This window comes from Hydrogenivirga okinawensis (genome assembly GCF_055385515.1).
In genome coordinates this window covers 887,375-911,298 of record NZ_AP042386.1, presented here as the reverse complement: position 1 = coordinate 911,298, position 23,924 = coordinate 887,375, and the positions used below count along the sequence as shown (strand labels likewise).

Sequence of the window (23,924 nt, the reverse complement as noted above, 5' to 3'; positions counted from 1 at the left end):
TTATTAGTAATTCATGAAGTATAAAGAAGCCTGGATCGTCTTAGCGTTCCTGATAATTCTTACCGCGATAATAATCCCCATACCAGCCTTTCTCTTGGACGTTCTCCTCGCCACGAGCCTGACCTTCTCCCTCGCCGTTTTAGTCCTGACCTTCTTCGTGAAGACCCCCTTGGAGCTCTCCTCCTTTCCCACTATCCTCCTTATAGGAACTCTCCTGAGACTTTCCCTCAACGTTGCCGCCGCGAGGAGGATACTCCTTTACGGACACGAGGGAACGGACGCTGCAGGACACATAATAGAGGGTTTCGGTAAGTTCGTTGTCGGGGGGGACGTTGTGGTCGGTCTGATAGTTTTCCTGATATTCATAGTAATAAACTTCATAGTCATAACGAGGGGAGCGGAGAGGATCTCCGAGGTCGCGGCGAGGTTTACCCTCGATGCCATGCCCGGTAAACAGATGAGCATAGACGCAGATCTCAACGCCGGCCTGGTAACTGAGGAAGAAGCAAAGAGGAGGAGACAGGAGCTCGAGAGGGAAGCCTCCTTCTACGGAGCTATGGACGGAGCGAGTAAGTTCATAAGGGGAGACGCCATAGCGGCCCTTTTGATACTCTTCCTCAGTCTGATAGGCGGCCTCATAGTCGGTCTCGTGTTCAAGGGGATGGACTTCATGGACGCTCTGAATACCTACACACTCCTGACTGTCGGTGAAGGACTTGCCTCCCAGATACCCGCCCTCCTTCTTTCCACTGCGGCGGGACTGGTAACTACAAAGAGTTCCTCTACCGAGGAGGTGGGGACGGTCATAGCCGAGGAATTCTCCAAGGAACCTAAGGCGCTTCTCTTCTCATCAGCCCTGCTCCTGTTCGTAGGTCTGATCCCTGGACTTCCCAAGATACCCTTCTTCTTTATGGCTGGAGTGTTGGGAGGCCTTTACTACCTCGTGAACAAGAGCCTCAAGGAGAGGCAGATAAAGGAGCTCGAGAAGATGGTAGAGGAGCAGAAGAGGGAAGAGGCGAAGAGAAAGGAAGAGAAGGAGGAGGAACTCCTTCCTCAGCCCGATCCTATAACCATGGAGGTTGGTTATGGACTGATACCCTACGTGGACGAGTCTCAGGGAGGGGACATACCTCAGAGGATAAAGACGATGAGGAAGCAGATCGCTCAGGAGTTCGGTGTGATTGTACCACTCGTCCACATAAGGGACAACCTGAAGCTCCAGCCTAACCAGTACAGGATACTCATAAAGGGAATAGAGGTGGACTCCTACGAGGTAATGCCGGGATACTACCTTGCTGTCGATCTTGGGACGGCGAGGGGGAAGATAGAGGGGATAGAGACTAAGGAGCCTGCCTTCGGTATGAAGGCTTACTGGATAACGGAGGACAGGAGGGACGAAGCTCAGAGAAAGGGATACATGGTTGTCGATATAAGCACGGCGATAATCACACACCTCTCCGAGGTTATAAAGAGGAACCTTCACGAGCTCCTCGGAAGGAACGAGGTCATAGAACTCATAGACAGGCTTGCCAAAAGATATCCGAAGGTTGTTCAGGACATAGTTCCGGAGCAGGTTCCCATTTCGGTAATCCACAGAGTCCTCCAGAACCTCTTAAGGGAAGGAATACCTGTAAACGATTTACTGACCATATTGGAGACCCTGGCGGATTACATAGATCAGACGAGGGATCCTGACGTCTTAACCGAGTACGTCCGTCAGAACCTCTCCAAGAGAATAACGAGGATGTACATGACCGACGGAACTCTGTACGCTATAGCCCTTTCTCCCAAAGTGGAAGCTAAGCTCATGCACCTCCTTAACGAGGGAAGGGAGGACGAGTTCATAGATCTTGTCCTAAACAAACTCTACAGGAAAATATCCAAGGAGATAGAGAAGTTCGTCCAGTTTCAGGCTCAGCCCGTGCTTCTAACCTCTGGGAATTTGAGAAGATATATCAGGAAAGCTATAGAGCCCTATCTTCCCCAGCTCGCCGTACTGTCTTATAATGAACTTGAAAAGCAGGTGAACATGAAGATATTAGGATTGATAGATGAGGACTGAAAAGATAATAGTCAGTTCCCTGCAGGAGGCGGTGGAGGAGTTAAAAAGAACTTACGGGGACAACGCGGTAGTCCTCTCATCGAGGATAGTTAAGAGGAAGAGGTGGAGCTTCCTTCCCTTCTTCAAAACAACTCTGCTCGAGGTCACCGTAGGCATACCGGAGGACGAAGGAGAGTTCCAGAAGGAGTTCGAGGAGAGGATAAAGGTCTACGAGGAGCTCGAGAGGCTCAAGAGCACCCTGAACGAGGTAATGAGGAGCGTAAAGACCCACGAGGAAGATAGGGAGAGAGCGGAAGGAGAGGAGGGCTTCTCCCTCAGAGCTCAGAGGATTATATCCAGGATGGTTTACAGGGGAGTCAGGAAGGAGATAGCCAAGAAGCTCGTTGAGGAAGCCTGCGGATACGATATAGAGCTTGGGAAGTTAGACTTCAAGGAAGAGATATACCCCTCCTTAAAGGAGAGCTTTGAGAGGAACATAGCCATAGAGGGAGAGAGGATATTCGAGGAGACTCCCAAGGTCATGGTTCTGATAGGACCCACCGGTGTGGGAAAAACGACTACTATAGCGAAGCTCTCTTACCTCTTCAAGAGACAGGGGAAGAGTCCGGGAGTCATAACCCTCGACAGCTACCGTGTGGGAGCCGTAGAACAACTGAAGGCTTTCATAAATATCATGGAGATACCTTTTAAGGTGGCGGACACCCCTCAGGAGTTCGTGAAGAGTCTCGGTGAGCTCGACAGTAGGGACGTTATCCTCGTCGATACTGCCGGGAGGAGCCAGCACGATAAGCTGAGGCTCAACGAACTGAGGCTCTTCTTGGAGAGCTTTGATACGAACATTTACCTCACCCTAAGCGCTAACCTCTCGGAGTTCGTTATGTATGAGGTGATAATGCAGTTCAGCATATTTCCCATAAAGGGACTCATATTCTCGAAGTTAGACGAGACCTCCTATCCGGGGAACGTGATCAACGTAGCTTACAGGACGAAGCTTCCTATCCTCTGCTTCACCACCGGACAGACTGTGCCCGACGATATCGTGATGGCGAACTACGAGTACCTGACGAAATTGATTTTAGAGGAGAGGCATGAGCTTGAATCAGCAGGCAACCCACCTGAGGCATAGGGAAGGTGCCCAGACCGGCACCAGATACATAGCTATAGCGAGCGGTAAGGGAGGTGTGGGGAAAACCATACTCTCCCTGAGTATAGGTAAGTGTCTCTCCGACACCGGCAAGAAGGTTCTCATAATAGACGCGGACTTTGGACTCAGTAATGTTCACCTCATGCTCGGTATAACTCCCCAGAAGAACCTCGCCCACTTCTTTTACGGGGACGCCTCCTTCGAAGAGACCGTGGTGAAGGTCAGCGATGGCTTTTACTTCATCTCGAGCGGGAACGGGATATACGAGCTCGCCAAACTGCCCAAGGATCAGGTGGTAAACCTCGTAAGAAGACTTCAGGAGCTTGCGGAGGATAACTACGATTACGTTATCTTTGACACTCCGCCGGGGATTCATGACGATACGATAGCGGTAGTTTCCTCTGCAGATTTTCCCCTGATAATAACTACCCCGGAGCCCACCGCCGTTGCTGACGCCTACGCCCTCATAAAGATAGTGAGCAGGGAAGGACAGGCGGAGGACTTCTTCCTTGTCGTAAACAAGGTGGAAAATGACAGGGAAGGGAACAAGGTTTACGAGAGCATCAGACTCCTTACCGAGAAGTACACGAAGGCTAAACTAAACCACGTTGGTAACATAAGGTTCAGGAAGACACTCATCAGGAAGATAATAGAGCAGAAGCCCTTCGAGGGAGGATTTATGGACGACGTGTATAATATTCTCTCCAACATGGATCTCGAGGTAAGCCCGAGAAGGAGAGGCTTCTGGGAGAACGTCCTTTCAAGGTTGTTCGGAAGATGAGGAATCCCTACGACATCGGTGAGAGGGAAAGGGAAGAGCTAATATTAAAGTACCTTCCCCTCGTGAAGAGTATAGCCTTCACGGTGAAGAGGCATCTCCCTCCCACCATAGACGTTAGGGATCTCATAGGACACGGGATAATAGGTCTGATAAAGGCTCTCGAGAAGCTCGACACACAGAGGAACCCCGAGAGCTACCTCAGGATAAGGATAAAGGGAGCGATCTACGATTACCTGAGGAGCCTCGACTTCGGCAGTAGGAGGATAAGGGAAAAGGAGAGGAAGATAAGGGAGGCTCTGAAGGAACTCACCGAGGAGCTCGGAAGGGAGCCAACGGACGAGGAGGTGGCCCAGAAACTCGGGGAAGATGTCGAGACCCTCCAGCACGATCTCAGCAAGATATCCTTCTCCTACGTCCTCAACTTGGAGGACATATTCACCGAGGAGAGGAGGAGCTACGAGGAAGTTCTGAGCACCAAGAAGGTAGAGATCGAGGAGGAGATACTAAGGAAGGATCTGATAGAGAAGCTCAGAAAGGCGATAGACAAGCTCGAAGAGCGGGAAAAGCTCGTCATCCAGCTCATATTCTACGAGGAACTCCCATTAAAGGAGATAGCCCAGATCCTCGGATGCTCCATATCGAGAGTGTCCCAGATAAAAGGCGAGGCTATCCAGAAGCTCAGGAACCTCATGAAAGATTTTTAGATCTCAACCACTCCTCGAAGCTCATCCCTCTCTTTACAGCTTCTATTATCTCCCTCTCCCCTTCAGTCAGATCCCTCGGCACGAGATCAGGTCTCTTCCTGAGAGTGTTCTCTATCCTGTGCCAGAGCTTCCAGAGTTCTATCAGCCTGTGATTTCCGGAAAGGAGTACCTCCGGAACCCTCATCCCTCTGAACTCCCTCGGCCTCGTGTAGACAGGATACCCCAGCCACCTACCCTGATAGGAGTCCTCCCTTATGCTCTCCGGCTCGCTCAGGACGCCGGGAATTAACCTCGAAACGGCATCCACCACGGTCAGAGCCGCCAGTTCCCCACCGCTTAAAATTAGGTCTCCGAGGGAAACCTCCTCGTCCACTATGGACTTGACCCTCTCGTCCACTCCCTCGTACCTACCGCAGATTATAGCTATCCTTTTCCTATTTAGCAGTTCCCTTACAAAGTTCTGATCGATCCTCCTTCCCCAAGGTTCGGTTATCAGAACAAGAGGCTTTCCAAAATGCTCTACGATATGGTCGTAGGCTCTGAAGATAGGCTCCGGCTTGAGAACCATGCCGGGAACGCCTCCGTAGGCAACGTCGTCCACCTGACCTTTGGGAGCGAAAGCTCTCAGATCTACAGCCTCGACCCTCACCTTCCCCTTCTTTATCGCCTGCCTCACTATACCGTAGTCGCAGTAGCACTCCACTATACGGGGGAATATGGTGAGGATGAAGAACTCTATCATTACCTTTTCAGGAAGTCCTTGACGAGATCCTCCGCCCTCTTCTGGGAGAAGCGGTAGTAAGTTTCTATCGTCGTTCTTATATTGGAGTGCCCGGCGAACTCCCTCACCACCTCCACCGGAAAACCGCTGTTCACGAGGTTGGTTATGTAAGTGTGTCTGAAGCTGTGAACGCTGAAGGGAATTCCGAGTCTCTTGGAGAGCCTGTCTGTGTAAACCTGGAGGACACCTCTCTTTACGGAGAAGTTCTCCTCGAAGTTCTCTATCCACCTGAGCATCCTCTCGGTTATCTCGTAGGTCTTCTCCCTGTCCGGGGCGAGAACTGGGGCGAGCCTTCCCTTCCTTCTCTTGGTCATCTGGGGCTCGAGCCTTATCCAGAGTATTCCGCTCTTATCGAGGTAGAAGTTGTTTCTCTTTAAGCTCTCGAATTCGCCGAGCCTTATACCGCTGTATAGGAACAGAGAGTATATCTTCTCGTACCTCTTTCCCTTAACTGCGCCAAATATCCTCTCTACCTCCTCCTTGGTGAGGGCTTTCGGGTAGGAGGGGTTCTTCTTTGTGTTAAGCTCCTCCCTAAGCTCCTCTATGGCCTGCTCTATGTCCGTGTACCTGTCCCTGTCTATATACTCTCTCCTCAGGAGAAACCTGAAGAAGTGCTTGAGCGCCGAGAGGTTTGCGAGAAGGGAACTCGGTCCGAGGTTCGTGCTGTCGACGTACTTGAATATCTGGGCTGAGGAGATCTTAAGGAGACTTTCCTCGTCCTCTATCGATACCGCATCGAGGAAGTTGATCACGTGTCTGAGATAGGTTTCCGTGGTTCTCGGGCTCTTGGTTCTCGTCAGGTTCCTCTTCCAGAGCTCAAGAACCTCCATAGGATCATAATAATAGAAGAATGAAGGTCATTGCAATCGTTGGCTACCACAACAGCGGAAAGACAACGCTGATACGGAAGCTGATCCCAGAACTTAAGAAGAGAGGGCACAGGGTCGGCTACGTAAAGCACGATCCCAAGGGTCATGGGATGACGGATAGGGAAGGATCCGACACGAGTAAGATCTTTGAAGTTGCCGATAGAGTTGCCTTAGCCTCCCCGGGAAGGCTCACCTTGTGGGATAGAAGAGGGGACGATCCCTTCGGGATAATCGAAGAGTTCTTCAGGGACTTCGATATCGTTATCTTGGAAGGGTACAAAGGTTTAAAGGATATACCCAAGGTGGCTGTGGGTGAGGTTGAGTCGGAGAACGTGGTTCTGAGGGTTGATGATCCAGAGGAGACCGGTCATATTATAGAATTACTCGAGAGCATGGAGGAGAACTATGAGGTACAGATGCCTTGAGCACAGGGAACTCTGCCCCTTCTGTCACAGGATAGCCCTCAAGGTATGCGAGTACACAGAACCTTATCCGAGGGTTGAAGCCACCTGCGAGTGTTGCGGTTACAGATCCTACGACATACCCATGAAGCTCAACAGGGAGACCTTCTTCAAGATCCTCGACAAGCTTTCAAGGAAGGAGATAGGTGAGATATGCATAGATGACAGGTGCGGATCGAGGGACATAATAAAGCTTCTCCATGAGGGAAGGTACACGGAGTACAGGTGCTTGGAGTGCGGTGCCGAGTGGAACAGCGACGAGGTTCTTAAAGCTATCAGGAGGGTAAAGTCCGTCCAGAACTATATAACCAACGGAACGAGCCTCATAGACGTCTTAAAGGCTGAGGAGGGAGAGTGTCCCCTCTGCGGTTGGGACATAGGGCACCTCCACGAGGGATACGTAGTTGAGATCATGTGTCCTATCTGTGGATATCACAACGAGTTCAAAGAGGAATTTCCCGAAAAGGAGCCCCCGCCGGAGGTCTGCGCCCAGTTCGAGAAACCAGAGGAGACGGGATGAAGCTTCCCTTCCACGAACTCCACCGCTTCCTCTCTTGGAAGGAGAGGTTTCTAAAGGACTACGAGAGGATAGAAAAGTCAGACCTCGAGGTTATAAAGGAGGAAATAAAGGATCTTTGGGACGAGAAGCCCGACGAGAGGCTCTTGAAAGCCATAAGGTCCATGTACGTGGGAGGGATGGAGCACAGAGTTGAGGATCCCGAGATAAGGAGGTGGACCAACTGGGCGGCTATCAAAACTTACAAGACCTTCAACAGGTTTCCTATACTCTCCGATATAGAGCTTGCCTTTGTCTTCTATGCCATAGGTAAGCTCTTCGTACCCCTGCTTTTGCACGAGAGGGGGGTGAAGTCGGAAGCCTTCAAGAAGCTCTCTAAGGAAGAACAGGAGGAGGCTGTCTTCGAGGAACTTGATACTATATGGGAAACCCAGCTGACCTTAATACTTCAAGCCCTCGAGTTCCTCGATCTAAAGTCGATGACGAAATGAGCACCTCTCTTCGAGGACAGAGCCCTTATCTCCCATCCATGATCCTCAGCTATCTTTTTGACAACAGCCATCCCTATACCCATACCCTTAGGATTGTTCGTGTAGTAGGGGATAAATATCGTTTCGAGATCCTCCTCCCTTATCCCCTCACCGTTGTCCCTGTAATCTAACCTCGAGTCATCAATCTCTATCCTCACCTCCTTAGCTCCGTTCTCGAGGCTGTTGTTTATCAAGTTGTAGAAGAGGTCTCTAAGGAGGGTAGGATCCCCCTTAACCGTTCTGTCTCCCTCCACGCTCACCTTTATTCCCGCAGAGGAGTAGAACTTGGCTATCTCACCTATAATCTCTGACATCCTAACATCTCTGAGATTTATCCTCCTGTCCGCCGAAAGGTGCTTGAACTGGTTTATGAGGTCGCTTATCCTGTCGATCTCCCTCAAAACCATGGATATAAGATCCCTAAGTCTGTCCCTATCTATCTCTCCCTTCTCTGAATACCTCCTTATTCTCTCTAAGTTTAATCTTATGGGAGTAAGTGGGTTCTTTATCTCGTGGGCAATCCTCTTTACTGCCTCCTGCCATGTCCTGAACCTCTCCGCAAGTACTATCGAGCCCACGTCCTCGAATAGATAAATATCTCCTTCCTCCGCCTCTATCCTCTCCACCCTGAGGTTAGGATCACCTTCCACTTTCTCGAGTATCTCCTCGACCCTTTCGGCCTCACCGAACATCTCCCTTGCAGCCCTATTCTCCCTCACCACCTTTCCCGAACGCGAGTAAACCACACCTACAGGTAAGGAATCCAAGAGCTTTCCGAGCAGATCTCTCTCTCTTCTAAGCTCTTCATAAATCTCCCTGAGGTTATCCTTCATCTTCCTGAACGCTCTCGAGAGCTCCTCTATCTCGTCCCCTGTCTTAGTCTCTTCTATCTCAACGTCCAGGTTTCCCTTTGCTATCCTCATAGCCCTGTCGGAAAGTCTCTCTATCGGCTCGCTTATGTGCCTCGCCACTAACATAGCCAGCCACACGGTAGCCAAGAGTGTAACGAGGGAGATAAAGACTATGAAGAATATGAAGACACCCGTTATTATGTCCCTCGTCTTCACGAAGGCTCTGAGATCTAAGGCGAGCTCTCCGAACTCCGAAACGTCCCTTATGAGCTTGAGGTCCTTAGGTAATACTACCCTGTAATGATCCCCGCCCACATCGATACAGAGAACGTAGCTCATCTCCCCCTCTGATACCTCGAAATTGCACTCCGGAACCCTCACCACGCTCTCCACCTCTTCCATCCTACTCAGTTCCTCGAAGAGGCCGGCCTTTATGAGAGCTGAGACAACGTCTCTGTACCTCTTTATCCTCTGGAGTTCATAAGAGTAAAGATTTCTATAAACGCTTTCGGCGGAGCTCGATAGAGCCCTCGTCTTTGAGCTCAGATAGGTCTTCGTTGACTGGAGGACGACCACGATGGAGGCGACGTTGAGTATAAGGAGAGGAATGAAGAGATAGAGGAATAGGATGTTGGCGAGCTTTCTCCTGAGGAGGTTCCTCCTCTTCCCAAGGTATACCTTTATCAGCTTTCTCAGGATTACCGCACTTATTAAAATCAGGGCTATGAGATCTATGTTTATCGCAAGCAGGAGGACGTAGTAGTTGGCGTAGGGAAGGTTCCTGAGGTTGTTTATGAAGGCGACGTTAATCAGGACTAAGACTAAGAAGATTACCGAAAAAACTAAAAGCTTACGCTTCACCTTCCTCTTTTATCTTGTGATGTTTTACCATCTCACCTTCAGCCCAGTATATAGCCATCTCCGCTATGTTCTCCGAGTGGTCCGCTATCCTCTCGAAGTGCCTCGCCACGAAGGACAGATGAATGACCCGCTTTATGTTCCTCGGATCCTCCATAACGTAGGTTATCAGTTCCCTCTCTAACTGATGGTAGAGCTCGTCCACCATGTCGTCCTGCTCTATTATCTTCTTGGCGAGCATCGTGTCCCTCTGGAGAAAGCAGATGACGCTGTCATTCACCATCTCCTTTACCGTTTGAGCCATGAGCGTAAGATTAACGTAAGGTTTTAGGGGAGGCTCCTGGGCTAAGAATATAGATCTCTCCGCTATGTTCTCCGCCTCGTCCCCCATCCTCTCTAAATCGGAGACTATCTTGTATATTCCCATAACGAGTCTCAGATCGGAAGCCTCCGGCTGATATAGGGCTAACATCCTTATACATCTCCTCTCTATCTCCACCTCGAGGGCGTCTATCTCGTCGTCCCCCTTAATTATCTCCTCTGCAAGTTCCACATTCTGCTCGTTGAGGGACCTAATAGCTTTATCTATCGCGTTCTGGACGAGCTTCGCCATCTTAACCACGAGCTCTTTAGTTTCCTCAAGCTCCTCAAAGAACTTCATACTCTTAGATTACCTCCGATCCGTCAAGTTTTCTTTAAATTTAGGCTCTCTCTCCAGATATCAAAGCCCGAACTCGTTCCTATCCTGTCCGCCCCCGCTTCTATCATCTCCAAAGCGGTTTTAAGATCCCTTATTCCTCCCGCCGCCTTGACCCTTATCCTTCCCTCTCCGACCTCCTTCAGGAGTTTAACGTCCTCTAAGGTAGCTCCGCCGCTTCCGAAACCTGTAGAGGTCTTCACGAAGTGGGCTCCCGCATTCACGCAGAGCTTTACCGCCTCCCTCTTCTCTTCCTCGTTCAGATAGCAGGTCTCAATAATCACCTTGACCACCGCACCGGTCTCCCTGACGATGGACTTTATCTCCTCCTCCACATAATTGAATTTTCCCGACTTGAAGGCGGAGATGTTCATAACCATATCTATCTCATCAGCTCCCTCCTCTACAGCTCTCGCCGCCTCGTGGATCTTCACCTCTTTGGTACTAAGTCCCAAGGGAAAGCCTACAACGGAGCAGATCTTTATCTCTTCATCGCCTGCCTCCCTTGCAAGCCTGACGTGGTAGGGGTTCACGCACACCGCGTAAAAGCCGATCCTGGCGGACTCCCTCACGAACTCCTCAACCTCCTTCTCCGAGACAAAGGGCTTCAGGATAGAGTTGTCTATGTATCTCCTTATATCCATCCCCTCAACCTCCCTAAAGCTCTCAACGCCACCTCAACCGCTTCCCTTACCTTCTCCTGATAGTTGAAGAGGAACCTCTCCTCCGGTCTCTTATCGATGACTGGGCAGATAACACCGGCTCTGTGTCCGAGGGGATAGAGGAAGTGGAGGAGAAAGCTCGCCTCCATCTCCATGTTTTCGAATCTGAGACCTTCCACACCGCTGTCCGTTTTAGAGATAAGGACGTCTATATCGGGAACTGACAGGGGAATTCTTGAAACCGACCTCCCCTGGTTGGCGAAGAAGCCCGAATTGGAAACCGTTATTCCCCTCCTGAACATGACTCCGAGCTCCTTAGCCGACTCCTCCAGAGATTTCACCACTTCAGGATGGGCTTTGGAGGCGTAGGGCTGGATCTTCCCCTTGAACCTCGAACCCTCCAGGACAGCTCCGTTCACCGCTTTCCTAACTCTGTCCTCTAAGATCCGGCAATTATCGTCGGGATGGGGAGCGTTGTAGAAGAGTCCCGTGTTGTCCAGTCCCACCGCGTACTCGGTAATTATCAGAGTTCCCAGTTCGGTGTCCGGCTGGAGACCTCCGGAGGTTCCGACCCTGATGATGTTGAGCCAAGGTATCTCCTCCTTCCTCTCCCTCCTTTCAAAGTCTATCTCGTGGAGCGCTACGACTTCGTTTATCACTATCTCGAGGGAGGGAGTCCCCATCCCGGAGGTGGTTACGGAGACCCTTTGACCCCAGTCGGTGTATCCCGTGATAGTCTTCAGACCTCTGTGCTCCCTTCTCAATTCTATCTTTTTTAGAAAGTTCTGAGCTATGAAGTCCACCCTCCCCGGATCTCCGACTATGAGGATGTCCTCGGCGAGCTCACCCGGTGCAAGTTCGAGGTGATACACCCTTCCGTCAACGATGGGTAGATCCGGAGGATGAAAGGGCTGTTCCCTCATACTACGCATTATAATCCTAAGGGCTAAATTATTTTCAGAGGTGTGAGATGGTAAGGGATATAGTTACCTATCCGGCGGAGGTTCTGACCAAGCCGACCCAGAGGGTCGATGTTATAGACGAAGAGATAAGGGATCTCATCAGGGACATGTTTGACACCATGTATCACGCCGAGGGCGTTGGTCTTGCCGCCAATCAGATAGGGGTTCCCCTGAGTATTATGGTGATAGATACGACGCCAAAGGAGGACGCTCCCAATCTCAAGCTCGTCCTAATAAACCCTGAGGTCATCTCCTCGGAGGGGAGGATAAAGTACAAGGAAGGCTGTCTTTCCTTTCCGGGCTTGAGCGTTGAGGTAGAGAGGGCTAAGAGGGTTAAGGTGAAAGCCTTGAACGAAAAGGGCGAAGAGGTCGAGATAGAACTCGAGGACTTCCCCGCCATAGTCTTCCAGCACGAGTTCGACCATCTTCAGGGAATAACCTTTATAGACAGACTGAAGGGTTGGCGGAGGAGGATGGCTTTGGAAAAGTACAGGAAGCTACAGAGGGAAGCTCAGAGGGTATGAAAGAAGAAGTATTAAAGGAGTTTTGAGGGGGTTTGGCATAGCTTTTTTATGGGCGAAACCCTTTCGCTGATAATAGCGAGCATTATATTTATAGTTGTAACCTTTGGAATGTTGCTGGTTGCATACGGGCTCTGGAGGATTAAGGAATGAATGAGTTCCTGAGTTTACTGGGAATAACGCTTTTTGCTCTGGGAGTGTTCATATTTAGCCTCGGCACGTTATATTTAACTTACAATATCTGGAAAGCACCTGTTAGGAAAGCTCATCCATGATTACCGGAACGAAGCCCTACTACTCCTTAAAGGACTACTTCTTAGAGAAGTTCGGCAGAAGGGTTCAGAAGATAACGGTCGCTCTACCCTTCACCTGCCCCAACAGGGACGGGAGCAAGGCGAGGGGAGGTTGCACCTATTGCTACGACGGTTCAAAACCCTCTATGCTGACTCCCTCAGTTCCCTTGAGGGATCAGATAAGGGAAGGAATGGAGAGGGCTAAGAGAAAGTACGGAGAGGACATATACTTCTTCGTCTATTACCAGTCCTACACCAACACCTACGCCGATATGGAAACCCTTAAAAAAGTTTACGACACAGCCTTAGAGTTCGAAGGCGTGGTAGGTATAGACGTAGGAACGAGACCAGACTGCGCTCCAGAGGAGGTTCTCGACCTGCTCAGTGAGTATGCCGATAGAGGTCTCGAGGTATGGGTCGAGTACGGACTTCAGTCGGCGAACTTCGAGACTCTGAAGAGGATCAACAGGGCTCACGGGGTTTCGGACTTCGTGGACGCCGTTCTGAGGACCAAGAGGAGACCCCTGAAGGTGTGTGCCCACATGATAATAGGTCTTCCGGGAGAGGACAGGGAGGATGTTATAGAGACGGCCAAGCTCCTCGCCTCCCTTCCCATAGACGGGGTAAAGATACACCCGCTCCACGTTATTAAAGGAACTGTGATGGCTAAGCAGTATGAGAACGGTGAATTTAGAACGCTTTCCTTGGAGGAATACGCTGAGCTCTGCGCCGAGGTGATAGAGATCCTGCCGGAGAACGTTGTGATACATAGAGTTACGGGAGAGGTGGACGAAAGCCTCCTGATAGCCCCCGATTACTGCTCGCCAAAGATGAAGAATAAGGTTCTTCAGAAGGTAGAGGAGACCCTAAGGAGTAGGAACGGCTTTCAGGGAAAGAATAAAAAGGCTCTCAACCGATAATTCTCCTTAAAATCATAGGGATGGAAAAACACCACTGGGCTTTAATCTCCCTTACGCTAAATCTCGTTCAGTCGGGGTTCAAGTTCGTCGCCAGTCTTCTCACGGGCAGTCTATCACTGCTCGGTGAGGCTCTCCACTCCCTCTCCGACGCCGCCGCATCCGTTATAGCTTACCTTTCCATAAAGTTCTCCGAAAAGAAGCACAAAAAGTTCCCTTACGGACTCTACAAGCTTGAGAACATAGGGGCGATAGTGATCGCTTTCTTCCTTATAGTTGCCGCCTACGAGATAGGACACAGGGCTCTGAGCGGTCAGGTGATGATAGAGAGGGAGTTCCTCCCCGTAGGTATAGGCGTGGTCGTTTTCTCGCTTGTAAGCTCCCTCACCTTGTCCTTTCTCGAAAGGAGAGCCGGGAAAAGGTTAAACTCCCCTACCCTTATAGCAGACTCCTACCACACCCTCACCGACGCCTTCGGTTCATCTCTTGTTCTTATAAGCCTGAGCGCTGCCTATATCGGATACAATTACGACAGGTATTTTGCCCTCGCGGTGGTAGCACTCATCCTTTACACCGCTTTCGGTCTCCTTAAGGAACAGGTTGGAGCTGTCCTCGACATATCCGCCGACGAGGAGACCATTGAGAGGATAAGGGAGATAATCTTCTCCTTCCCAGAGGTGGAGAGTATAAAGAGGCTCTTGGTGAGGAGCGCGGGAGGAAAACTCTTCATAGATGCGGAAATCCTCCTGAGACCCGGAAGCTTCATGAGAAGCCACGCTATAGCGGACGAGATAGAGAGGAAGATAGCGAAGGAGATAGACAGCGTTGAGATGGTCTTCATACACTACGAACCGGCGAAGGAGGAGAAGCTGAGAATAGCGGTCTTCTCTGCAAACGGAGGAACGCTCTGTAGAGACTTCAGCAATGTAAGAAAGATGTATATATTCGAGGAGAAGAAAGGTGAGCCGGAGGTTATGGAGATAAACCCTAAGAACGAGGAGGACGTTGCCAAGATGCTTGTAAGAAAGGGGATAGATATAGTAATATGCGGACATCATCCCGAAAGCTCGAGAGCGAAGTGGATACTACATAAGAACGGTGTCTTTGTCTGGGAGACAGATAAGGAGAACATATACGAAGCCCTCTCGGAAGTCTCCAAACTGAAGCTGGACGGATCACACAAAGAGGGCAGCGAGGAGGGGAACGAGAAGGTTTAGACTCTTTACCTCCTTGAGCAGGCCCCAGAGCTTGAGAGCGATAACCACCATTATCCCTCCGCCGATAAATAGGCTGTTCGCCATCGACTGTCTGTCCAAGAAATCCCCGAAGAAGTAAGCCAAGAGCGTTATGCTTCCCTGAAAGAGGAGAACGAAGAAGGCGGAGAAGAGGACCCCCTTCCCTAAGGAGGAGGATAAGATTATCGATGAAAAACCGTCCATTGTGGCTTTGGAAAGTATCAAAGAGCTGTCTCCTTTTGTTCCCTCGAGGATACAACCGAGCAGGGTCATGGGACCTACGGTAAAGAGAACGGAGGAGGTAACGAAGGCGTTTGTGAAGTCCGATCCCCCTTTAGAGAGCCTTTCTACCATTCCTTCTATATCGAGCAGGTACCCGACGGCGGTTCCTACGAGGATTATGAAGAAGACCTTAAGCGTCTCCGGTTTGTTATCGATCAGCAACTTAATTCCGAGGAGGAAGGTGAAGAGTCCTATTCCATGAATAACCCCTTCCCTGAGTTTTGGATTTATAAACCTCGTTCCCCTGAGTCCTATAAAACTTCCCAGAATGACGAGAAAAAAGTTCACGAGGGTCCCGAAACCGGGGAACATATCACTCCTGTTTCTCCTTAGCCTCAGTCTTGGCTTGAGCTTGAGCTTGAGCGACTATATCCCTCATCAGACCGAGGATGAACTCTCCCCTGTCGTCCACCCTGAACCTGTCCACCACGGCGTTCCTCGCCCTTTCCCCTATCTCCCTTGCCTCCTGAGGGTTCTCGAGGTAGTAGAGAACCTTCTCCTCTATGTCCGCCCTGTCGAGGGGCATGTAGGTGATAACCTCCTCTCCTGGTGCCAGAAAGCCGGGCAGTGTCCCCCTGAAGTCTATCATGGGGGCGCTCCCCATCGCCGAGACCTCCAGGGGAGTGAAGCCTATACCGGAGGGGACGGTGTGGGGAAAGCTCATGACGGTAATGTTCGATCTCCCGTATATATCTAAGAGCTCCTCGTAGGAGTTTATCTTTACGTGTTCGTGATCTTCCCTAAGCTCTCCCTGATACTCTCCAACGATCTTCAGGTTTATTCCGTCGAGGAAGTTTATAAGATACCAGCGCTTCCTCATAGTGGCGTAGATAGAGATGTCGTTGAGCATTCTTAGGTAAGCCTCTTCGTTCTTTTCCTTCCAATCGAAGAACTCCTGCTGAACCTGCGGATTGAACAGTCCGACTATGTAGTTTATGGCGGTGAGAACGTTCACTTCTGGATTGCGGAACATATACTCTCCCGTCTCGATGAAGAGGGGAAAGATGTTTTCGGGAAGGTTCTTCTGAACAGAGTTGATAATTATCTGGGGGTCTATAACGGGTCCTAAAAAGGCTATCTCTATATCCCTCTCCTCAGGACTCTGCGGGAAGACGGAAAAGTCAAGAAAGGGTGTAACGTAGCTTATGTTCTCCACACCCATCATCTTCAGGCTGTCTACGTACTTTATATCGGTGACTATCGCTATCAGGTTCCTGTGCTGTTCTATCCCGTAAAGGTTGGGAAAGTGGAGGAGAGGCTCCTCTGTGAATATGGAGAAGTGAACGAAACCGAAAAGGTCGTAGAGTGGTATCTTCTTGCCGTCCTGCTCTCCAATGATGATCCCTGTAGCGTTCACGTCCATTGTAAAGGCAGGCCTGAACTCCTGAAGCTCATCGACAGCCTTCTGAACGTTCTGGGGATCGAGCTCTATCTCTTTGAATTCGACTCCCCTGCCCTGAAGATACTCGAAAAGGGCATTAAGGTGCTTTAGGTTTCCCTGCAGTTCCCCTACCTTGAAAAACGCAACTCTCATGCTCTCAATTATACTCTACGGGCGCTCGTGTTATCTTTTCTAAAAGTTCAATTCCTCGAAGTTCGACTCTCCTATAATCTCCAAATCCTTGACGTGTCTTTTCATGCCCTCAACTATCTCTTTTAGCTCTTCGAACCTGTCGGGGGAAGCTATTATATCCACTATCCCCTCTCCCTTCTTCCTCGTTCTCGTCAGGGCGATCCTGTCGAGCCCGTCTATCAGAGAGTTAAAGAACCCCACCTCGCTCACGGGCATGCGGACCGTCAGGATGCGAGCCTTTACCTCACCTCTTTTTCCGCTCATACCTGACAACCTTGGCGTTGAAGAGTTCCATGACCTTCAGAACAGACTCGTCGTACTCTTTCTCTGGTCTTTTTTTTTAAAGAGCTCGAAGTCTACCTGTGGTACTTTCTTCTTCAACTTTTCGAACTCCTCCCTAAAGGTGGAGTAGGTATCTTCGTCCATCTTGAAGATCAATCTCCCATCTTCCTCCCTCTTCTCGGCGCTCTGAAGTGCTTTGTAGGCAAGAGCGGATAGGCTGTCCTTCAACTCTCTCTCTATATCCTTCTCCCCCTCGGCCTTGGAGGAAGCCATGCTGAGAGCCTGAGCGATCGGGAGGATTTCCTTTATTATCGAGCTCTTTATAACGGCGAGCTCGTAAGCCTTGAGTGCCGGCCTCGTTCGAGCCTCCGTCTTCCCCCTGTTAACGATATTCTCTAAATAGAGAAGTGCCTCCAAGGGAGTTTCCTTAAACTCCTCGTAGGCTTCCGGGTTCTCCACCACCCCGGAGGGGTCCTTCAGACTCTTGACAAGAATAGCGTTCCTTATCTCTTCCTCTAAGAGTTCCCAAAACTTGGAAAGGTTGTACCCCCTGTGGTACAGCTCGTTCAGAAAGGCTAAGGCGCTATCAACATCGGAGCTTAGGAGCATTCTCATGAACTCCCTTACCTTGTCGGCGCTGAGGATTCCAAGGAAGTTCTCTATGATCTCGGGGGTAACTTTCCCTTCTCCGAAAACGCTCGCTTGGTCAAGTAGGGAAGCTGCATCCCTCATGCACCCTTCGGAGGCAAGGGCTATCATGTCGAGGGCACTCTCTTCACACTCCAACCCTTCCTCTTCACATATCTTCTTTAAATACTCCTTTATCTTCTCCTCCCTTATCCTCCCGAAGATTATCCTCTGGCATCTCGAGAGTATGGTCGGTATTATCTTCTCGTACTCGGTGGTGCAGAGTATAAACACCGTCCTCGGCGGAGGTTCTTCGAGGGTTTTAAGGAGCGCGTTGAAGGCTTCCTTGGTGAGCATGTGAGCCTCATCTATTATATAGACCTTGTACTTTCCCTTTATGGGTGTGTAAGAGACAGCCTCCCTTATAGCTCTTATATCGTCTATGCCCCTGTTGGAAGCGGCGTCCATCTCCACAAGGTCCGGGAAGTTTCCCCTATCTATCTCCCTGCAGTTCTCACACTCACCGCAGGGTTCTCCCTCTTGAGGGCTCAGGCAGTTAAGAGCCTTGGCTAAGATCCTCGCTATAGTTGTTTTACCAACACCCCTCGGGCCTGCAAACAGGTAGGCGTGGGATACCCTTTCGCTCTTTACAGCGTTCTTTAAAACCCTTACGGGAACCTCCTGACCTATTACCTCCCTGAAGAACCTCGGTCTGTATTTCCTCGCAAAGGGGATATACATGGCAATATTTTACCCCGCACCCGGGACGGCAGGCTTACCCTTGCTCCCTTTCGGGCCTGGGGGAGTTCACCCTGTCCCGTTGCGGGGCTTCTTATAAATATAGATCAGCAGGGACACTCTTTCACGCCGAACTTCCTGTAAAGGGATACTATTGGACACCAGTTGGTAAAGGCGGACTGTATCTGGTTGAGAGCCATGAAAACTACGAAAGCCTTCCAGAAGATACCCACGTTCGTACCCAGCAATCCGAAGAAGAAGACTACAAGGAGCATAACTCCTGAAGTTAATCTCAAGAGCCTATCCATCGTCATCGGAACACCTCCTTAAGTTTATTAGAATATTCTAATATTCTTAACTTACTTTTCAAGTCCCTCGGAAAGGCTATATTAAATAGAAAACTCAGAAGGGAAGTGAGCCATGACCGTCCTCGATCTAAAAGACATCTTTGAAAGGTTTGACGCATTCGAGCAGAGCTATACAATCGAGCCTGAGGCTATAGGATTACCCTCCGACGTGGGGGAACTCAAAGAACCCGTGAAGGTATACGTCAAAATAACTAAGGACAACAGGGGATACAGGGTACATCTGACTCTCGAAGGAGGAGTGGATCTAGAATGCGGTAGATGCCTCACTACTTTCAGGAAGGAGATAGTACAGGATACGGAAAAGCACATAGAACGGTATCCTAAGGAGGAGCATCTTTCCCTTTCGCCGGAGGATCTCAACGTCTCCTTCATGGAAGAACCAGACACACTCGTTCTTGAGGATCTCGTTAGAGAGGAGCTTATACTGAGTGTACCTATGAAACCCCTCTGCAGACCCGACTGCCCCGGTACGGGACACCACGCCTTTATCTTCGAAGAGGAGAAGCACACCGACCCGAGATTTGCTATACTAAAAGATCTGCTCACGAAATAGGAGGTTCAGAATGGCGGTTCCGAAGGCGAAGACTTCCAAATGGAGAAGAGATCAGAGGAGGGCTCAGAATTTCTTCAATAAGTTCAAGAGAGGCATTCCCTCGCTGAGTGAGTGTCCCAACTGTGGGGAGAAGATCATCCCCCACAGGGTCTGCCCCTACTGCGGGCACTATAAGGGAAGGGAAGTCATAAGCGTAGAGTAATGGAAAACCTGAGTTTCGCCTTAGACTGCATGGGGGGAGACTACGCCCCCCTGGAAATAGTCCGTGGAGGAATACTTGCAGCGAAGGATCTCGGTTACAAAATATACCTTGTAGGCGACGGAGAGGAGATAGAAAGGATTCTGAATAAGTCGGGGGAGCTCGGGAATCCTCTGCTCGAGATAGTCCATGCACCCGACAAGGTTGATATGCACGAGCCTCCTTCGACCGTTTTGAAGAGACGGAGCTCATCCCTCTTCGTTGCGGGAAAGCTGGTGAGGGAGGGAAAGGCGCAGGGGCTCGTATCCGCCGGAAATACCGGTGCCGTCTTAGCGGTAGGCAAGTTCGTTGTGGGTGCGGAGGAGGAGGTCGAAAGACCGGCGATAGCGGTTGCTCTCCCCAATCCGAAGGGGAAGACCGTTCTGATAGACGTGGGAGCCAACGTGGACTCAAAGCCGAGACACCTCGTCCAGTTCGCCGTCATAGGACACACCTACGCCCAGGAAATCTTAGGTATAGAAAATCCAAGGGTGGGACTCCTGAGTATAGGAGAGGAAGAAGGAAAGGGTAACGAGCTTGTAAAAGAAACATACCCCCTTATGAAGCAAACGAAACTCAACTTCTTCGGGAACGCAGAGGGAAGGGATATATACGCGGGAACATTTGACGTTATAGTCTGCGATGGCTTTGTGGGAAATATTATCCTGAAGGCGAGCGAGAGCCTCGGTTTTGCGGTCGTCCAGATGATAAAGGAGGAGATAAAGAAGAGCATCCTCGCGAAGCTCGGAGCTTTCCTGCTTCTGCCCGCGCTAAACAGATTTAAGAAGAAAGCCGATTTTACCGAGTACGGAGGCATCCCCCTCTTGGGTGCGAGGAAGCCTGTGATAATAACCCACGGGAAGGCTAACGCCAAGGCTATAAGGAACGCCGTAAAGGTCGCCGCCGAGTTCCTGACCCACGACTTCAACAGGAAACTGGTGGAGAATATCAGGGAGCTTATTCCGCAAGAGGCGAGGGTATAGATGGGAACGCGCATATCGGGGACCGGAGTTTACCTTCCCAAGGAGATTCTGACTAACTTCGACCTTGAAAAGATAGTGGATACCTCCGACGAGTGGATAACGACGAGAACGGGAATAAAGGAGAGGAGAATAGCCAAAGAGGAGAGTGTTTTAGAAATGGCGAGGGAAGCGTCCCTCAAGGCTCTGGAAACTGCCGGAGTGAAACCGCAGGATATCGATGTCATAATAGTTGCGACACTCACACCGGAGAAGAAGTTTCCATCGACCGCCTGTCTCCTTCAGGCTGAGCTCGGGAGCGGAGGCTACGCCTTAGACATTTCTGCGGCCTGCAGCGGCTTTATTTACGCCCTCGAGGTAGCTGACGGTCTTATAAGCTCCGGGAAGGCCGATAAAACTCTCATCGTTGGGGTTGAGAAGCTCTCGGAGATAGTGGACTGGACCGACAGGAGCACCTGCGTCCTGTTTGGAGACGGGGCGGGAGCGGTGGTGTTGGAAAGTTCGGAGGAGGGCGGGATACTGGCTTCGAGGATGTACTCTGACGGCAGCCTCTGGGATATCCTTTACGCCGATAGGTGCGGATACATAAAGATGAAGGGAAGGGAACTCTTCAAGGTCGCGGTCAGGAACATGGAGGAAGCCTGCAGGGAGGTTCTAAAGGAGGCCGGAGTTTCCGCCGAGGAAGTCTCCCTCGTCATACCCCATCAGGCGAACGTAAGGATAATAAACTCCCTCGCCGAGAAGCTCGGCATCCCTAAGGATAGGTTCTACGTGAACATAGACAGGTACGGGAATACCTCCGCCGCTTCCATACCGATAGCTCTCCACGAGGCTATTCAAGAGGGTAAACTCAAGAGAGGAGATCTCATTTTGATGACCGCCATGGGCGGTGGACTCACCTGGGGAGCTACCCTCTTAAGGTTCTGATCACCTCCTCTATGTCCGTCGTAGGTTTCTCACAGGAGAAGTTCCTGCAAAGGTAGTAGGCTGTTTTACCTTCTATCGGGCTAAGATCTCTGATAAACTCCGAGAGCTCTTCTGTTTCCTTTTCCTTTATAAGGAAGAGTCCCTCTGGAAAGAACTCTTTCTGAACTTTTCTGAGTTCATATATCGCTTCTTCCCGCTCTCCCGGAATCGCCACGAGTTCAAAGCTTCCGTTTATAAGGAGATCTAAAGCTATTAAGGAGAAGGTGTGGGCTGAGGGGTAAACGGAGATAACCTGTGAGAAGGCTCTCAGGGTTTGGTCCGCTCTTCTCTCGAGTTCGCTCCTTCCAGTCATTCTTCCGAGACGAAGGAGATTGTAAGCCATCACGGAGTTCCCCGAAGGCGTAGCTCCGTCGTAGATCTCCTTCTTACGGACTAAAACCCTCTCACCGAAGTCGGGAGTCTGGAAGAAGCCGAGGTTCTCCTCGTCCCAGAAGTACTTCAGGGTAATGTCGGTAAGCCTGAGAGCTTCCTCAAGGTATTTAGGTTCAAAGGTCGCAAAGTAGAGCTCTGTCAGACCCCACACGAGGTAGGCGTAGTCCTCAAGGAAGGCGGGTATCTCCGCCTCTCCGTCTTTGAACCTGTGGAGAAGCCTTCCCTCCTCATCGATCATATTCTCAAGGATAAAGTCGGCGGCTCTCTTAGCCTTCTCGACAAAGTCCTCTCTTCCTAAGGCTATCCCCGCCTTGGCGAAGCTGGCTACAGCGAGTCCGTTCCAGTCTGTGAGGATCTTGTCGTCCTTGAGAGGTCTGACTCTCTCCTCCCTTTTCTTGAAGAGTTTGCTCCTTATCTCCTCAAGCTTCTGCTTAAGGATATCGGGCTCGTAGCCGAGCTCTTCGGCATACTCCTCTAAGGATTTCTTCATATGAAGTATGTTCCTGCCGATTTTTCTTCTCGTAGCCTCTTCAAGGAAGTTCCCCTCCTCCTCTATTCCGTAAACCTTCAGAGTTATCCTTAGCTCCTCTTCGTTCAAAACCTCTTCGAGCTCCTTAAGGCTCCAGAGGTAGAACTTTCCCTCTTCACCTTCGCTGTCGGCATCTTCCGCCGAGTAGAATACTCCTTCGGGAGAGAGCATGTCCCTCGTGAGATACTCCGCTATCTCCTCTGCAGTCTGGACGAAGAAGTCCTCCTTAGTCAGCTGATAGGTTTCTGCGTAAGTGTAGAGCAGGAGGGTGTTGTCGTAGAGCATCTTCTCGAAGTGGGGCAGAAGCCACTCTCTGTCTGTAGAATACCTGTGGAAGCCGAAGCCGACGTGATCCCATATCCCTCCGAGCCTCATCCTCTTTAGGGTGTGGGTTACCATCTCGAGAGCCTTCTCGTTCTTATATCTGCGGTAGTAACGCATAAGGAACATAAGGTTGTGGGGTATGGGGAACTTGGGAGCCGATCCAAAGCCTCCGTAAACCTCGTCAAAGGTATTGTAGAGTTCCGCAAAACCTTTGTGGAGTGCCTCTTCTCCAAGACTCTCACCTATGTAACTCTCCCCTTCCGTCTGAGAAAGAACGCTCACGACCTTCCTCGCACTTTCGAGAACCTTTTCCCTGTCTTCCCTCCATAACTGGGCTATCCTCAAGAGTATGTCCTTGAGTCCCGGTCTTCCGTAGATGGATTCTTTCGGAAAGTAGGTTCCCGCAAAGAAGGGTTCCTTCTCGGGTGTCATAATTACAGTGAGTGGCCATCCTCCGGATCCAGTCATCATCTGACAGACGGTCATGTAAACACCGTCTATGTCTGGTCTCTCTTCCCTGTCCACCTTTATGGATACGTAGTTCTCGTTGAGTATCTTTGCGATCTCCTCGTCCTCAAAGCTCTCCCTCTCCATCACGTGACACCAGTGGCACGTAGAGTAGCCTATAGAGAGGAATATCGGCTTGTCTTCCCTCTTAGCCTTTTCAAAGGCTTCCTCACTCCACGGATACCAGTTAACTGGATTGTAGGCGTGCTGTCTAAGATAGGGACTCTTCTCCTTTATAAGTCTGTTGGCTCTTTTTGTTTTCATCCCTATAAAGATGGTGGTATGAAGTTACCATGTGATGAGCTCTGTCAGTCTTTATAGATTTCTTGTTTGACTACTTTATGAGGATTTACAAGATGGTTAAAGAAAATCCAGAACTGGAAAGCCTGCTGGATAGGTCGGTTAGTGAAAGGAAGGCACAGCTTCAAAAAGCCAGATAGCCTTCATATATCAAGTCTTGAAATCTTCGACAGGAAATACTCAAGTTGCTAACCACGAAGGTGAATTTTTTAGAAAAAACCGAATGCTATACTAAAGTTTTGCACAAGGTGAGTCTTTTATTATCATGTGTTCAAAATTCTACTATTATCAATAACTTATACTACGGAGATATAAATGAGAATTAATTTCAGGCGGGAAATATTGCCCACAACTTCTATAGCTCTTTAGTGCTGAAATAGTAAATCTTCCTTCGCCTTAACTACATTTCTAAGGTGATA

The 23,924-nt window shown here is 50.1% G+C and carries 26 protein-coding genes and 1 other RNA gene; 14 read left to right on the top strand and 13 right to left on the bottom strand.

Annotated elements, in window-relative coordinates:
- Positions 1 to 13: 13 nt before the first annotated feature.
- From flhA to ACZ483_RS05270, 4 genes are read left to right on the top strand one after another with little or no spacing between them, the layout of a single operon-like run.
- Positions 14 to 2,062 (top strand): flagellar biosynthesis protein FlhA, encoded by a 2,049-nt coding sequence (gene flhA, locus ACZ483_RS05285; protein WP_464325128.1) that lies wholly within the window; start codon positions 14 to 16, stop codon positions 2,060 to 2,062.
- On the top strand, positions 2,052 to 3,188 hold the full coding sequence (locus ACZ483_RS05280; protein ID WP_464325127.1) for a flagellar biosynthesis protein FlhF: 1,137 nt from the start codon (positions 2,052 to 2,054) through the stop codon (positions 3,186 to 3,188). Before flhA ends, ACZ483_RS05280 begins: the two co-directional genes overlap by 11 nt.
- The gene (locus tag ACZ483_RS05275) at positions 3,151 to 3,987 is read left to right on the top strand and encodes a MinD/ParA family protein (RefSeq protein WP_464325126.1); all 837 of its coding nucleotides are present in this window, start codon (positions 3,151 to 3,153) and stop codon (positions 3,985 to 3,987) included. The genes ACZ483_RS05280 and ACZ483_RS05275 overlap by 38 nt, the downstream gene beginning before the upstream one ends.
- Positions 3,984 to 4,691, top strand: coding sequence for a sigma-70 family RNA polymerase sigma factor (locus ACZ483_RS05270; protein WP_464325125.1), 708 nt, complete (start codon positions 3,984 to 3,986; stop codon positions 4,689 to 4,691). Before ACZ483_RS05275 ends, ACZ483_RS05270 begins: the two co-directional genes overlap by 4 nt.
- Here ACZ483_RS05270 and trmD read toward each other — a convergent pair.
- Positions 4,675 to 5,430, bottom strand: coding sequence for a tRNA (guanosine(37)-N1)-methyltransferase TrmD (gene trmD, locus ACZ483_RS05265; protein WP_464325133.1), 756 nt, complete (start codon positions 5,428 to 5,430; stop codon positions 4,675 to 4,677). The two genes, ACZ483_RS05270 and trmD, sit on opposite strands and share 17 nt — an antisense overlap.
- 2 nt (positions 5,431 to 5,432) lie before the next feature.
- On the bottom strand, positions 5,433 to 6,302 hold the full coding sequence (locus ACZ483_RS05260; RefSeq protein ID WP_464325124.1) for a tyrosine-type recombinase/integrase: 870 nt from the start codon (positions 6,300 to 6,302) through the stop codon (positions 5,433 to 5,435).
- Between the two features lie 20 nt (positions 6,303 to 6,322).
- Between ACZ483_RS05260 and mobB the strand changes: the two genes are divergently transcribed.
- The 3 genes from mobB to ACZ483_RS05245 are packed head-to-tail and all read left to right on the top strand — an operon-like array spanning position 6,323 to position 7,810.
- The gene (mobB, locus tag ACZ483_RS05255) at positions 6,323 to 6,766 is read left to right on the top strand and encodes a molybdopterin-guanine dinucleotide biosynthesis protein B (RefSeq protein ID WP_464325123.1); all 444 of its coding nucleotides are present in this window, start codon (positions 6,323 to 6,325) and stop codon (positions 6,764 to 6,766) included.
- A complete protein-coding gene (locus ACZ483_RS05250) occupies positions 6,747 to 7,322 on the top strand; it encodes a hypothetical protein (protein ID WP_464325122.1) in 576 nt (191 codons plus the stop codon). Before mobB ends, ACZ483_RS05250 begins: the two co-directional genes overlap by 20 nt.
- Positions 7,319 to 7,810 carry a DUF3467 domain-containing protein gene (locus ACZ483_RS05245; protein ID WP_464325121.1) on the top strand — a complete coding sequence of 164 codons (492 nt, stop codon included), beginning with the start codon at positions 7,319 to 7,321 and terminating at the stop codon, positions 7,808 to 7,810. Before ACZ483_RS05250 ends, ACZ483_RS05245 begins: the two co-directional genes overlap by 4 nt.
- On the opposite strand, the gene ACZ483_RS05240 is transcribed toward ACZ483_RS05245, so the two are convergent.
- From ACZ483_RS05240 to ACZ483_RS05225, 4 genes are read right to left on the bottom strand one after another with little or no spacing between them, the layout of a single operon-like run.
- Positions 7,768 to 9,561 (bottom strand): sensor histidine kinase, encoded by a 1,794-nt coding sequence (locus ACZ483_RS05240; RefSeq protein ID WP_464325120.1) that lies wholly within the window; start codon positions 9,559 to 9,561, stop codon positions 7,768 to 7,770. The genes ACZ483_RS05245 and ACZ483_RS05240 overlap by 43 nt on opposite strands.
- A complete protein-coding gene (phoU, locus tag ACZ483_RS05235) occupies positions 9,551 to 10,219 on the bottom strand; it encodes a phosphate signaling complex protein PhoU (protein WP_464325119.1) in 669 nt (222 codons plus the stop codon). The genes ACZ483_RS05240 and phoU overlap by 11 nt, the downstream gene beginning before the upstream one ends.
- A 23-nt stretch (positions 10,220 to 10,242) precedes the next feature.
- A complete protein-coding gene (gene deoC / locus ACZ483_RS05230; protein ID WP_464325118.1) occupies positions 10,243 to 10,899 on the bottom strand; it encodes a deoxyribose-phosphate aldolase in 657 nt (218 codons plus the stop codon).
- Positions 10,890 to 11,840 (bottom strand): nucleoside phosphorylase, encoded by a 951-nt coding sequence (locus ACZ483_RS05225; RefSeq protein ID WP_464325117.1) that lies wholly within the window; start codon positions 11,838 to 11,840, stop codon positions 10,890 to 10,892. Before ACZ483_RS05225 ends, deoC begins: the two co-directional genes overlap by 10 nt.
- A 47-nt stretch (positions 11,841 to 11,887) precedes the next feature.
- On the opposite strand from ACZ483_RS05225, the gene def reads away from it, so the two are divergent.
- From def to ACZ483_RS05210, 3 genes are all read left to right on the top strand, one after another.
- On the top strand, positions 11,888 to 12,403 hold the full coding sequence (gene def, locus ACZ483_RS05220; RefSeq protein ID WP_464325116.1) for a peptide deformylase: 516 nt from the start codon (positions 11,888 to 11,890) through the stop codon (positions 12,401 to 12,403).
- Positions 12,404 to 12,671: 268 nt separating this feature from the next.
- Complete coding sequence (gene mnmL / locus ACZ483_RS05215) at positions 12,672 to 13,613, top strand: tRNA modification radical SAM protein MnmL/YtqA (RefSeq protein ID WP_464325115.1); 942 nt, start codon at positions 12,672 to 12,674, stop codon at positions 13,611 to 13,613.
- 20 nt (positions 13,614 to 13,633) lie between these two features.
- Entirely contained in the window at positions 13,634 to 14,827 is a 1,194-nt protein-coding gene (locus ACZ483_RS05210) for a cation diffusion facilitator family transporter (protein WP_464325114.1), read from the top strand.
- Here ACZ483_RS05210 and ACZ483_RS05205 read toward each other — a convergent pair.
- The 6 genes from ACZ483_RS05205 to ACZ483_RS05180 all read right to left on the bottom strand — a co-directional run bounded on the left by ACZ483_RS05205 (position 14,786) and on the right by ACZ483_RS05180 (position 18,661).
- Positions 14,786 to 15,439: a DUF554 family protein gene (locus tag ACZ483_RS05205; RefSeq protein ID WP_464325113.1), complete on the bottom strand. Its 654-nt coding sequence runs from the start codon at positions 15,437 to 15,439 to the stop codon at positions 14,786 to 14,788. The two genes, ACZ483_RS05210 and ACZ483_RS05205, sit on opposite strands and share 42 nt — an antisense overlap.
- A 1-nt stretch (position 15,440) precedes the next feature.
- On the bottom strand, positions 15,441 to 16,661 hold the full coding sequence (locus tag ACZ483_RS05200) for a glycosyltransferase (protein WP_464325112.1): 1,221 nt from the start codon (positions 16,659 to 16,661) through the stop codon (positions 15,441 to 15,443).
- 39 nt (positions 16,662 to 16,700) lie between these two features.
- Positions 16,701 to 16,964 carry a DUF4911 domain-containing protein gene (locus tag ACZ483_RS05195; RefSeq protein WP_464325111.1) on the bottom strand — a complete coding sequence of 88 codons (264 nt, stop codon included), beginning with the start codon at positions 16,962 to 16,964 and terminating at the stop codon, positions 16,701 to 16,703.
- Between the two features lie 36 nt (positions 16,965 to 17,000).
- On the bottom strand, positions 17,001 to 18,350 hold the full coding sequence (dnaX, locus tag ACZ483_RS05190; RefSeq protein ID WP_464325110.1) for a DNA polymerase III subunit gamma/tau: 1,350 nt from the start codon (positions 18,348 to 18,350) through the stop codon (positions 17,001 to 17,003).
- Between the two features lie 5 nt (positions 18,351 to 18,355).
- Positions 18,356 to 18,441, bottom strand: an RNA gene (ffs, locus tag ACZ483_RS05185) — signal recognition particle sRNA small type.
- A 13-nt stretch (positions 18,442 to 18,454) separates the two neighbouring features.
- Positions 18,455 to 18,661: a YgaP family membrane protein gene (locus ACZ483_RS05180; RefSeq protein ID WP_464325109.1), complete on the bottom strand. Its 207-nt coding sequence runs from the start codon at positions 18,659 to 18,661 to the stop codon at positions 18,455 to 18,457.
- A 106-nt stretch (positions 18,662 to 18,767) separates the two neighbouring features.
- Here ACZ483_RS05180 and ACZ483_RS05175 point away from each other — a divergent pair, with 106 nt between their 5' ends.
- The 4 genes from ACZ483_RS05175 to ACZ483_RS05160 are packed head-to-tail and all read left to right on the top strand — an operon-like array spanning position 18,768 to position 21,413.
- Positions 18,768 to 19,268: a YceD family protein gene (locus ACZ483_RS05175; protein ID WP_464325108.1), complete on the top strand. Its 501-nt coding sequence runs from the start codon at positions 18,768 to 18,770 to the stop codon at positions 19,266 to 19,268.
- A gap of 10 nt (positions 19,269 to 19,278) precedes the next feature.
- Positions 19,279 to 19,470, top strand: a complete 192-nt coding sequence (gene rpmF / locus ACZ483_RS05170) for a 50S ribosomal protein L32 (protein WP_464325107.1) — start codon at positions 19,279 to 19,281, stop codon at positions 19,468 to 19,470.
- Positions 19,470 to 20,489 (top strand): phosphate acyltransferase PlsX, encoded by a 1,020-nt coding sequence (gene plsX, locus ACZ483_RS05165; protein WP_464325106.1) that lies wholly within the window; start codon positions 19,470 to 19,472, stop codon positions 20,487 to 20,489. Before rpmF ends, plsX begins: the two co-directional genes overlap by 1 nt.
- Positions 20,490 to 21,413, top strand: a complete 924-nt coding sequence (locus ACZ483_RS05160; protein WP_464325105.1) for a beta-ketoacyl-ACP synthase III — start codon at positions 20,490 to 20,492, stop codon at positions 21,411 to 21,413.
- On the opposite strand, the gene ACZ483_RS05155 is transcribed toward ACZ483_RS05160, so the two are convergent.
- Positions 21,394 to 23,469 carry a thioredoxin domain-containing protein gene (locus tag ACZ483_RS05155; protein ID WP_464325104.1) on the bottom strand — a complete coding sequence of 692 codons (2,076 nt, stop codon included), beginning with the start codon at positions 23,467 to 23,469 and terminating at the stop codon, positions 21,394 to 21,396. The genes ACZ483_RS05160 and ACZ483_RS05155 overlap by 20 nt on opposite strands.
- Positions 23,470 to 23,924 lie beyond the last annotated feature (455 nt).

What these genes read in the sequence shown, in the direction of transcription:
- flhA (WP_464325128.1), top strand. Translation starts at nt 14, where the DNA reads ATGAAGTATAAAGAAGCCTGGATCGTCTTAGCGTTCCTGATAATTCTT.
- ACZ483_RS05280 (WP_464325127.1), top strand. Translation starts at nt 2,052, where the DNA reads ATGAGGACTGAAAAGATAATAGTCAGTTCCCTGCAGGAGGCGGTGGAG.
- ACZ483_RS05275 (WP_464325126.1), top strand. Translation starts at nt 3,151, where the DNA reads ATGAGCTTGAATCAGCAGGCAACCCACCTGAGGCATAGGGAAGGTGCC.
- ACZ483_RS05270 (WP_464325125.1), top strand. Translation starts at nt 3,984, where the DNA reads ATGAGGAATCCCTACGACATCGGTGAGAGGGAAAGGGAAGAGCTAATA.
- ACZ483_RS05260 (WP_464325124.1), bottom strand. Translation starts at nt 6,302, where the DNA reads ATGGAGGTTCTTGAGCTCTGGAAGAGGAACCTGACGAGAACCAAGAGC.
- mobB (WP_464325123.1), top strand. Translation starts at nt 6,323, where the DNA reads ATGAAGGTCATTGCAATCGTTGGCTACCACAACAGCGGAAAGACAACG.
- ACZ483_RS05250 (WP_464325122.1), top strand. Translation starts at nt 6,747, where the DNA reads ATGAGGTACAGATGCCTTGAGCACAGGGAACTCTGCCCCTTCTGTCAC.
- ACZ483_RS05245 (WP_464325121.1), top strand. Translation starts at nt 7,319, where the DNA reads ATGAAGCTTCCCTTCCACGAACTCCACCGCTTCCTCTCTTGGAAGGAG.
- phoU (WP_464325119.1), bottom strand. Translation starts at nt 10,219, where the DNA reads ATGAAGTTCTTTGAGGAGCTTGAGGAAACTAAAGAGCTCGTGGTTAAG.
- deoC (WP_464325118.1), bottom strand. Translation starts at nt 10,899, where the DNA reads ATGGATATAAGGAGATACATAGACAACTCTATCCTGAAGCCCTTTGTC.
- ACZ483_RS05225 (WP_464325117.1), bottom strand. Translation starts at nt 11,840, where the DNA reads ATGAGGGAACAGCCCTTTCATCCTCCGGATCTACCCATCGTTGACGGA.
- def (WP_464325116.1), top strand. Translation starts at nt 11,888, where the DNA reads ATGGTAAGGGATATAGTTACCTATCCGGCGGAGGTTCTGACCAAGCCG.
- mnmL (WP_464325115.1), top strand. Translation starts at nt 12,672, where the DNA reads ATGATTACCGGAACGAAGCCCTACTACTCCTTAAAGGACTACTTCTTA.
- ACZ483_RS05210 (WP_464325114.1), top strand. Translation starts at nt 13,634, where the DNA reads ATGGAAAAACACCACTGGGCTTTAATCTCCCTTACGCTAAATCTCGTT.
- ACZ483_RS05205 (WP_464325113.1), bottom strand. Translation starts at nt 15,439, where the DNA reads ATGTTCCCCGGTTTCGGGACCCTCGTGAACTTTTTTCTCGTCATTCTG.
- ACZ483_RS05200 (WP_464325112.1), bottom strand. Translation starts at nt 16,661, where the DNA reads ATGAGAGTTGCGTTTTTCAAGGTAGGGGAACTGCAGGGAAACCTAAAG.
- ACZ483_RS05195 (WP_464325111.1), bottom strand. Translation starts at nt 16,964, where the DNA reads ATGAGCGGAAAAAGAGGTGAGGTAAAGGCTCGCATCCTGACGGTCCGC.
- dnaX (WP_464325110.1), bottom strand. Translation starts at nt 18,350, where the DNA reads ATGTATATCCCCTTTGCGAGGAAATACAGACCGAGGTTCTTCAGGGAG.
- ACZ483_RS05180 (WP_464325109.1), bottom strand. Translation starts at nt 18,661, where the DNA reads ATGACGATGGATAGGCTCTTGAGATTAACTTCAGGAGTTATGCTCCTT.
- ACZ483_RS05175 (WP_464325108.1), top strand. Translation starts at nt 18,768, where the DNA reads ATGACCGTCCTCGATCTAAAAGACATCTTTGAAAGGTTTGACGCATTC.
- rpmF (WP_464325107.1), top strand. Translation starts at nt 19,279, where the DNA reads ATGGCGGTTCCGAAGGCGAAGACTTCCAAATGGAGAAGAGATCAGAGG.
- plsX (WP_464325106.1), top strand. Translation starts at nt 19,470, where the DNA reads ATGGAAAACCTGAGTTTCGCCTTAGACTGCATGGGGGGAGACTACGCC.
- ACZ483_RS05160 (WP_464325105.1), top strand. Translation starts at nt 20,490, where the DNA reads ATGGGAACGCGCATATCGGGGACCGGAGTTTACCTTCCCAAGGAGATT.
- ACZ483_RS05155 (WP_464325104.1), bottom strand. Translation starts at nt 23,469, where the DNA reads ATGAAAACAAAAAGAGCCAACAGACTTATAAAGGAGAAGAGTCCCTAT.